The organism is Chryseobacterium sp. OV279, assembly GCF_900128945.1.
In the GTDB taxonomy this organism is placed as follows: domain Bacteria; phylum Bacteroidota; class Bacteroidia; order Flavobacteriales; family Weeksellaceae; genus Chryseobacterium.
In genome coordinates this window covers 397,994-412,948 of sequence record NZ_FQUD01000002.1, presented here as the reverse complement: position 1 = coordinate 412,948, position 14,955 = coordinate 397,994, and the positions used below count along the sequence as shown (strand labels likewise).

12 protein-coding genes are annotated in these 14,955 nt (G+C 39.7%); 4 read left to right on the top strand and 8 right to left on the bottom strand.

The annotated features are described in order from the left end of the window. Nucleotides 1-151: 151 nt before the first annotated feature. Nucleotides 152-1,099: a beta-1,6-N-acetylglucosaminyltransferase gene (locus BUA72_RS09790; protein WP_072922779.1), complete on the bottom strand. Its 948-nt coding sequence runs from the start codon at nucleotides 1,097-1,099 to the stop codon at nucleotides 152-154. 525 nt (nucleotides 1,100-1,624) lie between these two features. On the opposite strand from BUA72_RS09790, the gene BUA72_RS09785 reads away from it, so the two are divergent. From BUA72_RS09785 to lgt, 3 genes are all read left to right on the top strand, one after another. Beyond that, the gene (locus BUA72_RS09785) at nucleotides 1,625-2,746 is read left to right on the top strand and encodes a DEAD/DEAH box helicase (protein ID WP_047448974.1); all 1,122 of its coding nucleotides are present in this window, start codon (nucleotides 1,625-1,627) and stop codon (nucleotides 2,744-2,746) included. A gap of 89 nt (nucleotides 2,747-2,835) precedes the next feature. Further along, on the top strand, nucleotides 2,836-3,030 hold the full coding sequence (locus tag BUA72_RS09780) for a cold-shock protein (RefSeq protein WP_034730837.1): 195 nt from the start codon (nucleotides 2,836-2,838) through the stop codon (nucleotides 3,028-3,030). 213 nt (nucleotides 3,031-3,243) lie between these two features. Beyond that, entirely contained in the window at nucleotides 3,244-4,080 is an 837-nt protein-coding gene (gene lgt, locus BUA72_RS09775; RefSeq protein WP_072922778.1) for a prolipoprotein diacylglyceryl transferase, read from the top strand. A gap of 550 nt (nucleotides 4,081-4,630) precedes the next feature. On the opposite strand, the gene BUA72_RS09770 is transcribed toward lgt, so the two are convergent. The 4 genes from BUA72_RS09770 to BUA72_RS09755 form a co-directional block, all read right to left on the bottom strand. After that, on the bottom strand, nucleotides 4,631-5,332 hold the full coding sequence (locus BUA72_RS09770; protein WP_072922777.1) for a LytR/AlgR family response regulator transcription factor: 702 nt from the start codon (nucleotides 5,330-5,332) through the stop codon (nucleotides 4,631-4,633). Further along, nucleotides 5,313-6,383 carry a sensor histidine kinase gene (locus tag BUA72_RS09765; RefSeq protein ID WP_072922776.1) on the bottom strand — a complete coding sequence of 357 codons (1,071 nt, stop codon included), beginning with the start codon at nucleotides 6,381-6,383 and terminating at the stop codon, nucleotides 5,313-5,315. The genes BUA72_RS09770 and BUA72_RS09765 overlap by 20 nt, the downstream gene beginning before the upstream one ends. Nucleotides 6,384-6,465: 82 nt before the next feature. Continuing rightward, nucleotides 6,466-6,861 (bottom strand): DoxX family protein, encoded by a 396-nt coding sequence (locus tag BUA72_RS09760; RefSeq protein WP_072922775.1) that lies wholly within the window; start codon nucleotides 6,859-6,861, stop codon nucleotides 6,466-6,468. A gap of 273 nt (nucleotides 6,862-7,134) precedes the next feature. Beyond that, nucleotides 7,135-7,890, bottom strand: coding sequence for an SDR family oxidoreductase (locus BUA72_RS09755; RefSeq protein WP_072922774.1), 756 nt, complete (start codon nucleotides 7,888-7,890; stop codon nucleotides 7,135-7,137). Between the two features lie 814 nt (nucleotides 7,891-8,704). Here BUA72_RS09755 and BUA72_RS09750 point away from each other — a divergent pair. Continuing rightward, nucleotides 8,705-9,133: a cold-shock protein gene (locus tag BUA72_RS09750; protein WP_034730852.1), complete on the top strand. Its 429-nt coding sequence runs from the start codon at nucleotides 8,705-8,707 to the stop codon at nucleotides 9,131-9,133. Between the two features lie 111 nt (nucleotides 9,134-9,244). On the opposite strand, the gene BUA72_RS09745 is transcribed toward BUA72_RS09750, so the two are convergent. From BUA72_RS09745 to BUA72_RS09735, 3 genes are read right to left on the bottom strand one after another with little or no spacing between them, the layout of a single operon-like run. Then, a complete protein-coding gene (locus BUA72_RS09745; RefSeq protein WP_072923153.1) occupies nucleotides 9,245-10,696 on the bottom strand; it encodes a TolC family protein in 1,452 nt (483 codons plus the stop codon). Continuing rightward, the gene (locus BUA72_RS09740; protein WP_072922773.1) at nucleotides 10,677-13,799 is read right to left on the bottom strand and encodes an efflux RND transporter permease subunit; all 3,123 of its coding nucleotides are present in this window, start codon (nucleotides 13,797-13,799) and stop codon (nucleotides 10,677-10,679) included. The genes BUA72_RS09745 and BUA72_RS09740 overlap by 20 nt, the downstream gene beginning before the upstream one ends. Before the next feature lie 26 nt (nucleotides 13,800-13,825). Continuing rightward, complete coding sequence (locus BUA72_RS09735; protein WP_228384086.1) at nucleotides 13,826-14,866, bottom strand: efflux RND transporter periplasmic adaptor subunit; 1,041 nt, start codon at nucleotides 14,864-14,866, stop codon at nucleotides 13,826-13,828. Nucleotides 14,867-14,955: the final 89 nt, after the last annotated feature.

Sequence of the window (14,955 nt, the reverse complement as noted above, 5' to 3'; positions counted from 1 at the left end):
ATTTCAAATAACGATATTCAAAGTCTTGATGTACGATTTAAGAACATTTAAGTTGGAACAGTTTATATGTTCATTAGCCTCTTGTTAATAGCAGGAGGTTTTATTAAAGCCGGGGGCAAGGAAATCGGGGGAATATTTTAAGTAATTTCAGTTAGTTGTCCTGTCTTCTGTCTATTTTCAGCTCTCTTTCCACTTCATTCACATTCGGCAAAGGAAAGTCATAGCTTTCTGCAATGTACTTCAGCACTTCTTCTTCCGTTTTATCATTGATTTTTCTGATAAAAAGATGATTCGTGGCTTTCAAATAGACAATGAGTTCATTTGAGGTCTGTTTCTTTCCAAATATCGATTTTTCAATGACAGCTCTTTTGTCATCATTCACAATGAGATCATTGAACGAGGTATTCATCAGAACGGTCTGAAAAAATGATTCTGCCGGGAGAAATGTATGAAGGTAATAATCCTCAAAATTCATCACCCTTTTATTATTGGCGAGAAAAGCGCAGGTATCTCTGGTGAAAATCACCCACTTCCCTCCAATATAAGGCGTCACTCCCTTCATAAATTCTCTTTTGTACATAAGAGATGAGATCTTATAGGAAAGTTCCGTGAAATGATTCTGAATCCTCTGCAGCGTATCCGGACGGTAAAACTTCTGGTCATAATAGAAAAGATAATTTCTACCTTTGTTCGCGGTAAGGAATTTCCTGATGATATTCTGCGATTTTAAAGGATAGTCTTCACCGCTCAGATTAACGAAATAGTCCCATTCCTGGCTTACATTAAGCAGAAACTCCATGGCATCAAGCTCGGCCTGAATCATACTGAATCCGCCGGAAACGATGTTGATACTCTCCAGAATGTAGACGTTGGGAAACTGAACAAGGTACATCTGAATCTCATCCGTGATCTCCTCCTTAGCCTTCCGGTCGATATGAATCAGGTAAAACTGATCTCTCGTATAAATCTTCTGAAACATGGCTTTGAAAACTTCCGGCTTATGATGAACCATAATAAAGTAGGCAATTCTCACATGCTGGTCTGAGTGAGATTCCAGAACTTGAGGCCGGGGGCTGGGTGTAGGAACGGAAGTCTGCATAACTACGGATTTAAAATCATCCGCGGGTGCAAACAATTCAGTTAACGTGCGAAAGCTACGAATAAATTTTTGATAATCAATTATTTAAACTAATTATTATTCGATTTCTTTATTGTAGTTTTGCAAAGCATTTATAAAAACAGGCCTCTGCCTTTTGCTATTCTGTAATAGTTTAAAATCTTCATTTTTCTCTTTCAGTTTTGCTTTTTCAGCTGCCCAATTAAAACTTATTTTTTAAAATAATTTTTAATACTGCTTCCTTGGTTTTCAGGTTAAAAAAAAGTAGTTATAAAATTCAGAACAGTACGGATTGATCAGATCCTGCTTTAAGAATGAGAACGATACGATATTGCAAAGCTCAGCAAATATATTCCTAAAAATGAATTTATTGTCAAAGTTAATGCAAAGTAAAATAATAATTAAAGATAGTGCTTATCCCGTTGGATAGCCATTATTTTTAAACAAGACAACAATTCAGATCTTAACCGATTTGGCCACTCAGAACCGGATGTCCGGTAGATTACAATGAGTTTTAAAAATTTAAATTTAATAAATCCTATAGTCCGCGCCGTTACAGAAGCCGGATATTCCAAGCCCACAGAGATACAGTACATGGCTGTTCCACACATTTTAGCGGGAAGGGATGTTATAGGATATGCTCAAACCGGTTCAGGAAAAACTGCGGCATTTGCCATGCCTATTCTGCAGCTGTTAAAAAGAAATACACCCGATCATAAAGAAATACGTACTTTAATATTAACTCCAACCCGGGAATTGGTCCTGCAACTGGAAGAAAGTTTTAAAGTATACAGCAAATATTTACCCTTATCCCAGCTTTCCATCTTTGGAGGCGTTTTATCAGGAAGCCAGCTGGCCGCTCTGAGAAAAAGAGTGGATATCCTTATTGCAACTCCCGAAAGACTGTTGAATCTGGTAAGCCAGAGACATATCGATCTTTCCAAAATCGAAATACTGGTTCTGGATGAAGCAGACAGAATGCTTGATATGGGATTTGCAGACGATGTGAAAAAGATCCTTAAGCTTATCTCTCAAAAAAGACAGACTTTATTTTTTTCCGCCACCATGCCGTCGGATGTCCGCAAATTTGGGGACAGTATGCTGAATAACCCGGCAGAAATTACGGTAGATTCGGTTTCATCACCGGTTCAGACCATTAATCAGTCCGTTTACTTTGTTGAAAAGACCAAGAAAACAGATCTGCTGATCAATATCCTGCAGGATGTATCCATTTTACGTTCACTGGTTTTTACCCGCACCAAGCAAGGCGCAGACAAACTGGTTAAACAATTGGAACGTACAGGAATTTTTGCAGCCGCTATCCATGGGAATAAATCACAGACCGCAAGACAGCAGGCCGTGGAAGATTTCAAAAACAGTAAGATCCGTGTTCTGGTAGCTACTGATATCGCAGCCAGAGGGATTGATATTGAGGAACTTCCTTACGTAGTCAATTACGAACTTCCCGATGTTCCTGAAACCTATATTCACAGGATCAAAAGGGCAGGAAGAACAGGAAAAGGAACAGCGGTTTCTTTCTGTGACGAAGGAGAACGTTCTGACTTAACGAATATCCAAAAGCTGATAGGATTTATCATGCCTGTCGGAAAACTACAATATATACATTAAATCACAATAATATAATACCCGGAATTTTCTGAGACGTTTCAGAAAAGGTCCACAAAATAATTAATACAACAATTTTTAATACAATTACAATGCAAGAAGGCACAGTAAAATTTTTCAACGAAGCAAAAGGTTTCGGATTCATTTCTCCAGCAGACGGGAGCAAAGACATTTTTGTACACTCTTCAGGATTAGACACTAGATCTATCCGTGAAAACGATAAAGTAGTTTTCGAAGTACAAAAAAGCGATAAAGGTTTAAATGCAGTTAACGTAAAGTTAGCATAGTTTGAATATAACGTTTAGGCGAACATTGGCTGATCAGTAGCGATACTTTTCATTCGATGTCCGTTCAAAACCTCTTACTTGATGTGAGAGGTTTTTTTGTATTGAAACATGATATATTCCCCCAAAATATCCTAAAGTTTATCTTCTATTCCTTAAAAACGGCTATATCCTGCTATATTTGTCCCCTAAAAAGTAATTCTACAATTATCATCAATGAATTTATTATACGTTAACTGGGATGTAAGTCCCGAAATTTTCAATATCGGCGGGTTTCCTCTGAAATATTACGGGATGCTGTTTCTTGCCGGACTCGTTTTATGTTACACGATCTTAAAAACCATCTATAAAAAAGAAAATCTAAGCCAGCCGGCTCATGAAGCACTTTTCTCCTATGCATTTATAGGAATTTTAGTGGGTGCCAGATTAGGACACTGCCTGTTTTATGATTTCGATTATTATTCCCAACATCCGATCGAAATATTCCTTCCGATCCAGAAAGGGGCTGACGGAGCGTATCATTTTTCAGGATATGCCGGACTGGCAAGCCATGGTGGCGGAATCGGGCTGATCATTATGCTTCTGGTTTATGCCAGAAAATTCTCGATCAAGTTCATGACCGTTCTGGATGTCATCGCTATTGCAACTCCTTTAGCCGGAGCATTTATCAGGTTTGGAAATCTGATGAATTCTGAGATTATTGGAACCCCTTCTGATGCTCCCTGGGCGTTTATATTCAGACATGTAGATAATATCCCGAGACATCCTGCGCAGCTGTATGAGGCGATTTCTTACCTTACGATCTTCCTTGTCGTATATTTTATTTATACGAAAAACATCTTTAAGGTGGGAAAAGGTTTCTACTTCGGAATCACTACCCTGCTTATTTTTATTGTTCGATTCTTCGTAGAATTTATCAAAGTAGACCAGGTGGATTTTGAAAGAGGAATGAGCCTGAATATGGGACAGATTTTAAGTATCCCTTTCCTGTTTTTGGGACTGTTTTTTATTATTAAAAGTATTCGTGATAAAAGAGAAATAAAAGTTTCTTAATCCTATAATCCTTGTCAAGGTTTCGAACCTTGACAAGGATAGATCTCACTCAGGAAATTGATGTATCCGGAACTCGGATTAATCCTAAAAACATAATTAAAACACCTCCGGAATCCATGGATTCCGGAGATGTTTTTTAAGCTATGATCCATAAAAAAATTGGCTTAAGGTCATTAAGCCAATCCGCATTCTTCAGTGAGAATACTTACATCCACATATATATTCTAATTATTGCAATCGGTCGTTTTCTTCTTCAAATCTTATTCAATCCTGTGGATTCCGTTTGATTTGTTTAACACTTCAAAATTGCACAAAACAAGGCAGGAATAAAAGAAACAGCTATCAAATAAGGATTGAAGTCTATTACTGGTTGAGTTTGAGTGTTTGAGAGTCGGAGTGTTTGAGTGTTTTAGAGATACGGGGTTCGCTTTCGAGATGCGAACTGCGGGTTTCGTGATTGAGGTTTTTCATTGTGCCTTTTTAATTCAAAATGTAAATTCACTATTCACTTGCGAAGCAAAATTGACCATTCACATTTCTCAGCCATTACCTAAAACTCTATAGAAGGCTTATACGTTCTACCGATCGGAAGTTTTTTACCGTTCACCTGTATCATGCTTGCAGAGCGTACTTCAATTTTAGATCTGGAGATAATGTAAGATTTATGAATTCTGATGAACATTTTCGGATCCAGGCTTTCTTCTATCCTGCTGATCGGCATTTTAACGGTAATCGTTCCTGTTTTGGTGTGGATATGAATGTATTCACGTAAGCTTTCAATAAAAAAGATATCGTGAAGGATGATCTTAATCTGTTTTTTTCCGCTGCTGATGAAAATATGCTCTCGGTCCGCGGCTTCCAGAAGCGCTTCTTCAGCATTCATAAGGTATTTGAACTTTTCAACAGCCTTTACAAATCTGTCATATGGAATGGGTTTCATCAGATAATCCACAATATCAAGCTCATATCCTTCTACGGCATACTGATGATAAGCAGTCGTTACAATGACTAGAGGCGGATTTTTTAGTTTTTTAAGGAAATCAAAACCCTTTACTACCGGAAGGTGCAGATCCAGAAACATGAGATCAATTTCATGCCTGTTTAAAAGGCTTCCGGCATAAACGGCGTCGGAACATTTGGCCACCAAATGAAGTTCTTCATCCCTTGAAATAAAATTTTCCAGGATCTCTGCGGCTATCGGTTCGTCTTCTACGATGATGCAGTTGTATTTTTTAGAAACGGGATGAGTCATTAAGATCAATAATTAAGGTTACAATATAACGGTCATGGGTGCTTTCAACGGTAAGAATATGCTTTGGATAAAGTAATTCAAGCTGTCTTCGAATGTTTTTCAGTCCTATTTTTGTGGAATTTCCGTGAGGCTTTTCTTCTTTTGAATTTTCAATATGGTAATGAAGCACTCCATTTTTAAGCTGAATATCAATATGAATAAAACTTTCACCCAAAGTTTCAGAAACCCCATGTTTAAAAGCATTTTCTACAAACTGTATCAGGATAAGCGGTGAAATTTCCTGGGAAGGATGATCGATCTCTTCATTAAAACGGATCACCAGATCATGATGCCGGATCTGCTGAATCTGAAGGAAATCTTTGATATTTTCTACGTCTTTATCAATGGAAATATAACGTTCGGCAGCTTCATAAATATTATACCTCATCACCTTGGATAGCTGCAAAATCACATCAGGTGTTTCATCTGCTTTTTTAAGCGCCATTCCGTAGATATTGTTAAGCGTATTGAAGAGAAAGTGAGGATTGATCTGGGCTTTCAGCATGGTCAGTTCCTGGTCCAGTTTTTCTGATTTTAACAAGGAAATCTGTTCTTTCAGGAGGTTTTTCTGCCGGGTAATTTCTACCCCAAAGATCAGGCCCGCCATAAAGATCAGGTCCATAAAAGAATTGAATGCTACCAATCCATTGATAAATCCAGACGGCTGTTTCCCATCCAGCGTTTCTACAACCCCATAAATGTGGGGATAAATAATATAATGGGTGAAAAACCGGTGAACCATAACTGCTGCAACAATAATAACACCATAGAGAATATAACTGAGGAATTTCCTGATTCCTGCTTTCTCATACACATACAGCAACGCATACGCCAGCGGCATTTTAATCAAAAGATAGCCCAGTTCCAGAATAATGGTATTCTGAAGTCTGGTCTGCCATTCCGCAACAGGAAACTGATATCTCGACCAGTAAAAGTCAAGATAAACCTCCAGCATATAATACAGGATCCAAAAGAGCAGGTGAACATATAACTTTGATTTTCTGTCAGGCATCAAGCGTGGTTGGTTTTACTATGCAAAATACCATCTTTCCATGGAAAATAAAAATATGACCGGGTTAACCCGAAGCAACGGTCTACGAACTGCGTTTGTGCATTTTTTCAGAATGATAATCTGTGAAAAACAGCTGTAAAAAGCAACATATCAGAAGTACATTGAACTCTATTCCGTTAGCTCCTCCACCTACAACATACCAGCCATTTTGCCAGTGTAAAAAATAAATTCCTAAGGTTAAAATGAACATATTAGGAATGGAAACCACTTTTACACACCGGTCTGACCAGATCAGAAATATAGAAAAAAGATGGATGAGTTTCACGGCCCAGGCCAGATAAATCCCGAAAGGGCTGAACCCTATAGTATCCAGATAAAGACGTCCAAAATCATTGACATCACCACTAAAAATAGAAACTACGCTGTGCATCAATAGAATAACTGATAAAGCGGAACGGATATAGAAATTCTTTTTCATGAATCCAAGTTAAAAAATCACGGAAAGGAATGGGATCCTCTGCATATCAACGGCTTAAAAGTGTATATGAAGGAAAGGAAGCCGGAAGAGGGAGGTTGGAAGTTACTGGACGACGGTTGATCCATAGCAACAGTTTTTCATTTCTTTGTATTTTAATGGTGATAATAAAACCTAACTACCTGGATTTGAACAGTATTAACCATGTCAAGGTTTTGAACCTTGACATGGTTAAATTAGTAATTTCCTCTCCCCGCTCCCAGCTTCCTAACTTAATTATCTTGTTGTGTATCCACCGTTTGCGAAGATCGTCTGTCCTGTGATCCACCAGCCTTCTGTTACCAGAAACTCTACCAGCGGAGCGATATCTTTAATATCAGTCAGTCCTCCCAATGCAGAAGCAGATTTGTGATACGCTACCGCATCCTCAGATTCCTGTCCGTAAAAGAAAGGCGTATCCATAGGCCCTGGCGCTACTGCCGTCACAGAAATTCCTCTTTCTCCAAATTCCTTGGAAGCTGCTCTTGTGAAATGTTCTACCGGAGCTTTTGCCCCAGCATAGGTAGAATATAAACCTGTGTAAGCTGCTAACAGGGAAGTAACAATCGTACAGATTTTCCCGTTGTCATTCAGTTTTTTACCGGCTTCCTGAAGAAAGAAATAGGCTGATTTTGAATTGACGTTGAACATGGTATCATATTCCTCTTCCGTGGTTTCGGCGAAAGGCTTTTTCAGTACCATTCCTACAGTATTGATTGCAATATCAATTCCTCCGAATTTTGAAACAGCTTCATCAAAAAGCTTTGTTATATTGTCTACTTTCGTAAGGTCTCCCTGAAACAAAAAAGCTTCTGCTCCAAGAGCCTGAACCTCTGCTAGCGTTTTCTCACTGTCCGCTCTGGAACTTTCGCTGTTATAATGAATGGCCAGTTTTGCTCCCTTTGCTGCAAAGCCTCTGCTCAGCAGTCCTCCTAAATTTTTGCCACCTCCGGCAATTAATACGACTTTTCCTTTGACATCTTGTGTTGACATTGTATTTTTTTTAAATGTTATCAAACAAAGATGGACAATAGCATTCAATTCATCATGGTGAATCTTTCGGAAGCTGTAATAAATTCTGAATTTCGTACGTATGACATTATAAAATGTAAAATAATTTTTAAAAAATACATTTTTTTCAATACCACATCAAAGATATATCACATTACATACCAACAGCATACACTCGTCAACCGCCCTGAAATTCAACATTTTTTCAATAGAAATCCAAAATAAGTGATTTTTAGGCACAGCATTTGCAGCTCTGTTAACCGTATTATACACCACTTCATTTTTATAATATATTATTTTCCATAATCCTCAGCTTGCTGGGGATTTTTTGTTTATTCTTGACCTTGAACAAATAAGTTATTAAGAATCACCGGTACAGTAGCGATATCTGCTTCTCAAACTCTTAATCTTATTAATTTTAACCTGAACCCTGTTTTATTCTGTCTTTAATGGGATAAAATACACGGTATCCTATTGTAGGAGCCAAAATACATTTTGATAATCAATGATTTAAAATAGGTTTATTCAGTTAATTGTCGTATATTTGCGTATTAATTAATAGGCCGCTGCCTTTGCCCTCTGTTATAGTATAGAAATTCTTTCTTTTCAGTTCCCGCTTTTTCAGACGCCTCATTTTTTAAAAAATCACTTCTTTTACTGATGAACGGCCAAAACAAAACTGCTTTCGACGTTTCGTTTCACAAAGAAGTACAGACGGACGACTGCAGGCTCTCATAGCATATGGCAGATCAGGTAGACAAATATTACAATATAAAATTAAATACTAGAATAATTTATGGCAGACTCTTTTTCTAAAAAAGAAAATTTCAAGAAAAAAATTCAAAAGCAAAAAGAAAAAGCGCTGAGACGCGAAGATCGTAAAACGAACAACAACAAAGGAGCGGAAGACGTTTTTATGTATGTAGATGAATTCGGAAGATTGACTTCTACACCTCCTGAAGACAGAGAAAGACTGGAAGTAAACATTGATGAGATCCAGCTTGGTGCAGCTCCGATTATTGCGGAAGACATCAGAAAGACAGGAATCATTACTTTCCACAGTGAAAAAGGATACGGTTTCATTACTGAAGATAACAGTAAGGAAAATGTTTTCTTCCACAACAACAGTTGTGCACACCCTGTAAAAAAGGGGAACAAAGTATCTTTCGAGAAAGAAAAATCTCCGAAAGGCTTCTCTGCAGTTAACATCGAGTTGGTTAAATAATCAAAGCTTTAGTTTAGCTTTACTATAACAAATCTGTTGAATGACGGATTTTGTGAAACAATAAAGAAAGCCGCCCTCAGGGGCGGCTTTCATCGTAAAAAAAAGTAAAAATCAATCCAGTTTTCCGCCTAATGCTTTAAAAAGCAAGACATTATTCCTGGTATTCTGATGCTGAAACTGGAGAAGATCCAGCTCAGCGGTCAGTTTGCTTTTCTGAGAATTGATCAGTTCAAAATAATTGGCATATCCCGTCAGGTACAGATCATTGGAAACTTCCACACCACGGTCCAGGAAACCTACCTCTTCAGATTTCAGCTGGAGCATCCTTTCATAGATCTTCGTCTGTTTCAGAATAGACTGAAGTTCATTAAATGCCGTGGTAATGCTCTTCTGGTAATTGAGGAAAGCAATCTCCTGCTCTTTCCCCGCGACCTTAAAATCATGTTTCAACTGTCCTTTATTAAAAACAGGCACCATTAATCCTCCCAACAGCTGCCCCGCCAGAGAACTGGGTCTGAAGAAATTTCCGGCAGAAAAAGAATTCAGCCCGAAACTGGCTCCAAGATCGATCTTTGGATAAAAAGCAGCTCTTGCCGCCTTTGCATCAGCCTGAGAAGCTTCCAGTACATAATAATTCGCAGCGACATCCGGTCTTGAATGAATTACAGATTCTACATTAATGGATTTATTTAAAACATCCATATTAGTGGGCATCAGTAAGTTTCCACGTTTGACTCCGCCGCCGTAACTTCCCGTCAACGTTGTGATAGCCTGTTCCACTGTTACAATCTCCACTTTTATATGTTCAATTTCAGCCAGCCAGTTATTATTCTGTGCTTTAAACTGCTGAACAGCAAGTTCAGTAGCTTTTCCAACTTCTCTTTGAGCAAGTACAATTTCGAAAGCTCTCTGTTGAAGATTATAGTTTTTCTGATAAATCGCCAGCCGGTTGTCCAGTGCAACCAGCTGATAATACAGGTTGGCAATATCTGTAAACAGCTCTACCTGCAGCAGAAGAAGTCCTTCCGCAGATGCCAGGTATTTTTTCTGAGCCGCCAGTTTTTTATTCTTAAGCTTTCCCCAGGCATCTATTTCCCAGCTGCTTCTTGCTCCCAGCCAGTAATTCGGGGTAAAATCACGGTTAATCTTCTGATCTTCTGTAATGTTGGGCGAAAGATTCGTATCATAATTTCCAACGCCTTCCATCGTATATTTCCCATACCGGTCACCTGAGGCCGAAGCTCCTATTTCAAGAGAGGGCAGCAAATCCATCTTTGACCGTTGCAGAAAACTGTTGGCAATTTCAACCCGCTGCTGCGCAATCTGAAAATCAGGATTGGCTTTTACCACCTTCTCAAAAAGATCTAGCAGATATGGATCTGTAAAATAGGCTTTGAGATTAATCTGCTGAAAACGGTCTGCATCTGAAGTGTTTTCAGTTTTTATCACTTCATCCGGAAGCGTCTGCGCTTTTTTCAGTTCAGTCACTTTTGGGACGGTGCATGATACTAAGCTCAATACCGCCATTCCATACCCTATATTTCTAAGATTTGATCTCTTCATTTTTCTTTTTATTTTCAAGTTTTGCAAAGAATATATACAGTCCCGGAATCACCACCAGCCCGAAAACAGTACCGATAAGCATTCCCCCTGCAGCCGCAGTCCCAATGGAACGGTTTCCTATCGCTCCAGCCCCTGAAGCTATACACAGCGGAATAAGTCCTGCTATAAAAGCAAAGGAGGTCATCAGGATAGGACGGAGACGTTGTCTTGCCCCTTCTATCGCTGCCGGAACAATATCATCCCCCAGTTTGTTTCGGGCTACCGCAAATTCTACAATAAGGATCGCATTTTTCGCTAAAAGCCCGATCAGCATGACGAGGGCTACCTGTGCATAGATATTGTTATCCAGCCCGGTAAGCACGAGTGCTATGTAGGATCCGAAAATTCCGGTCGGAAGACTCAGCAGTACAGGCATCGGAAGAAGGAAACTTTCATACTGTGCCGCCAATAAAAGGTACACAAACAAAAGACAGATCATAAAAATATAGACCGTCTGATTTCCTGATAGAATCTCTTCCCTGGTCATCCCGGACCATTCTATATCAAAACCTCTCGGAAGGGTTTCTTTCGCTACACGTTCTACTGCAGCAATGGCATCCCCTGAACTGTAGCCGTCCGCCGGTTCTCCGTTGATCATTGCAGACATATACATATTATACCTCGTTAAAACTTCGGGTCCGTATACTTTTTCAATGGTAATAAAGGTTGAGAAAGGAACCATTTCGCCTTTGTCATTCTTTAAATACAGATTCAAAATACTTTCGGGAGTATCTCTGTGTTCCGGATCTGCCTGCACCATTACTTTATACATCTGACTGAAACGGATAAAATTGGTGGCGTAATAAGATCCTAACATCGTTTGAAGCGTAGACATCGCATTATCTACGGAGATTCCTTTTTTCGCTGCCATATCATAATCCATATGGATCATATACTGCGGGAAAGTAGCATCGAAGCTGGTGAAACTGTTCTGAAGCTCAGGAGATTCATTCAGTTTTTTAACGAAATCTTTTGTGATCTTATCTGTATTTTCAATCGTTCCGCCTGTTCTGTCAAGGAGACGAAGCTCAAAGCCGCTGGTGTTTCCAAATCCGGGAACGGTAGGCGGAGCAAAGATCTCAATCTGCGCATCGGCAATGCTTTTAGTCTTATCGGAAAGTTCGGCAATCAGATCATTGACAGACAGATCTCTTTCTTTCCAGTCTTTAAGGTTAATCATCGCCATTCCGTAAGAAGAGCCCGCAATTTCTGTTACAATGCTGTATCCGGCAAGGGTGGTTACATTTTCCACTCCTTTTATTTTCTTCGCGATGACAGTCACCTCATCCAGTACTTTTTCCGTTCTTTCCACCGTAGCTCCCTGTGGTGTGGTAACACTTACGTATACCATTCCCTGATCTTCCATCGGGATAAATCCGGTTGGTAAGAATCTGCTGGTGACGACAGTTAATACAATAAACAGAAACAGAATTCCAAAGGTGACTACCGTTCTTGTGGCAAATTTTGACAAAATCCCTACATAGCTTTCAGTCAGCCTTTCAAAACCTTTATTGAAACTCTGGAAAAACCGGTCGACAATAGTTTTCTTTTTGTCATGATGATGTGGCTTTAAAATAATCGCGCAAAGGGCCGGAGTCAGCGTCAGTGCATTCACTCCCGAGATGACAATACTTATCGCCAATGTCAGTGAGAACTGGCGGTAAAATACACCAACGGGACCTTCCAGAAACGCTACCGGAATAAATACAGCCGACATCACAATGGTAATCGCAACCACAGCCCCTGCAATTTCTTTGGTTGCACTAATGGTCGCTTCAAGAGGTTTCATGCCCTCCTCCATTTTTACATGGACAGCCTCAACGACGACAATCGCGTTATCCACCACAATTCCAATGGCGAGAACCAAAGCAAACAGGGTTAAAAGATTCACTGAGAAATCCAACATATCCATAAAAGCAAATGTTCCTACCAATGCCACCGGAACAGCAAGCACAGGAATCAAAGTGGAACGCCAGTCCTGAAGGAAAATAAAAACCACAATTCCCACCAGAACAAAAGCCTCGATAAGCGTCACCAATACCGCACTGATAGAGGCATCAAGGAATCTGGAAACATCGTAGGCCATATTATACTCCATTCCGGGAGGAAATGATGTGACTTTTAATTCTTCCATTTTTGCCTTTACGTTTTCAATAACCTCAGAGGCGTTGGAACCCGGCCGCTGCTTCATCATAATGGATGCTGAAGGTCTTCCGTCCGTTTTGGAAACCATTCCATAATTCATGGCTCCGAATTCCACTTTAGCAATATCTTTCAGCTTCAGGATGGTTCCGTTCACATCAGATCTTATTGGAACTTCTTCATACTGTTTGGGTTCAAAGAATTTACCTTTATATTTAATTACATATTGCAGCTGGCTGGAAGTTTTTCCGGATGTCTCGCCCACTTTTCCGGGTGCCGCTGAGATATTCTGTTTCTGCAGAGAACTGATCACTTCATCTGCTGAAATACTGTACGCTGCCATTTTCTGCGGATCCAGCCATATCCTCATGGAATATTCTTTCTGCCCCATAATCTCGGCACGCCCCACTCCATCGATACGCTTCAGTTCCTGAAGAACATTGATATCTGTAAAATTGTAGATGAACTGTTCGTCCTGGCCCGGATCTGCACTCGTGATATTGAGATACATCAGCATACTGTTCACTTCTTTTTCTGTGGTTACTCCGGCTCTGATTACTTCTTCCGGAAGTTCATCAAGGATAGTCGTTACCCTGTTCTGAACGTTTACTGCAGCCACATCCGGATCCGTTCCTACTTCGAAGAATACCTGAATTAAGGTAAGTCCGTCATTGGAAGTTACAGTAGACATATACGTCATACCCGGAACTCCGTTAATGGCACGTTCCAAAGGAAGCGCTACCGCATTGGCAGACACTTCGGCATTGGCTCCGGTGTATTTTGCGGTTACGGTTACCGAAGGTGGTACGATATCCGGAAACTGGGTGATGGGCATCTTCATTAATGCCATAATTCCCAGCAGTACAAATACAATGGAAATCACCAACGAAAGCACCTTTCGTCTTATAAACATTTCTACCATGTCAGTTGATTTAAAGAGATGAAAGGTTAATACTTCTTTTTAATTTTGATCACATCGCCATCTTTTAAGGACTGCGTTCCTTCATAGATGATTACGTCTCCTTTTTTAAGACCGCCTTCCACCACATAAGAATCTCTCAGGGTAGTTCCGATCTTAATGCCGGTCATTTTCACTTTGTTCTGCTTATCTACGACAAATACATAAGTTTTATCCTGGATAGAGAATGTGGATTTCTGAGGAATCAGAATGGCATTGGCCTGATGCTCGGAAATAATCAGTTTTCCTGAAGTTCCGTGTTTGATAAGGCGGTCAGGGTTCGGGAAAAGCACCTTATATCTGATCGAGCCGGTGGTTCTGTCTATTTCTCCTTCAGCCGTTTTCAGAGCACCGTTAAACTGATAATTAACTCCGTTCGGGAGAGTAAGTTCTATTTTCTGATGGTTCCCGATCTTATCATTGGCCAGAAGTTCAAAGTACAGGTTTTCAGGAATGGAAAAATAGGCGTACACCTCATTCAGCTGGGATAAAGTCGTCAACAGGGTTCCGTTTTCAACAAGACTTCCTTCTTTATGTGGAATCACATCGATCACGCCGTCAAAAGGTGCTGTAACCCTTGTGAAACTTATCTTCTGCAGCACTGTTTTTCTTTCAGCATCGGCAAAGGCATGTTTTGCTTTGGCAGATGAAAGTTTGGCTTTGACCATTTCCAGCTCGTTATTCGCTACAAATTTTTTGGTATGCAGACTCTGGATCTGTTTCAGCTCCACTTCTGCAACGCGTACATCGGCATCGGTCTGCTTTAAAGTAGCATCTGCTTTTAAAAGTTCCATCCGGAGCTCAGCATCACTGATTTTAAAGAGGGTCTGCCCGTGATGAACAAACTGTCCTTCATTGACATATATATGCTCAATGATACCTCCGATCCGTGAACGGATATCGACATTTTTCTTTGCCTGGATATCGGTGACGAACTGGTTGTTGACAAGCGTATCTTTTTCTTTGATTTCAAGCACAGGAACTTCTTTGTCCTTCGCTTTATTTTTTTGGTTGTCTTTACTGCATGACACAGCGAATAATATTGCAAAAATGCAAATTATTACGTTTTTAGAATACATCTTAAAGTATTTAAGTTATGAGAATTTCGTTAAAATAAACT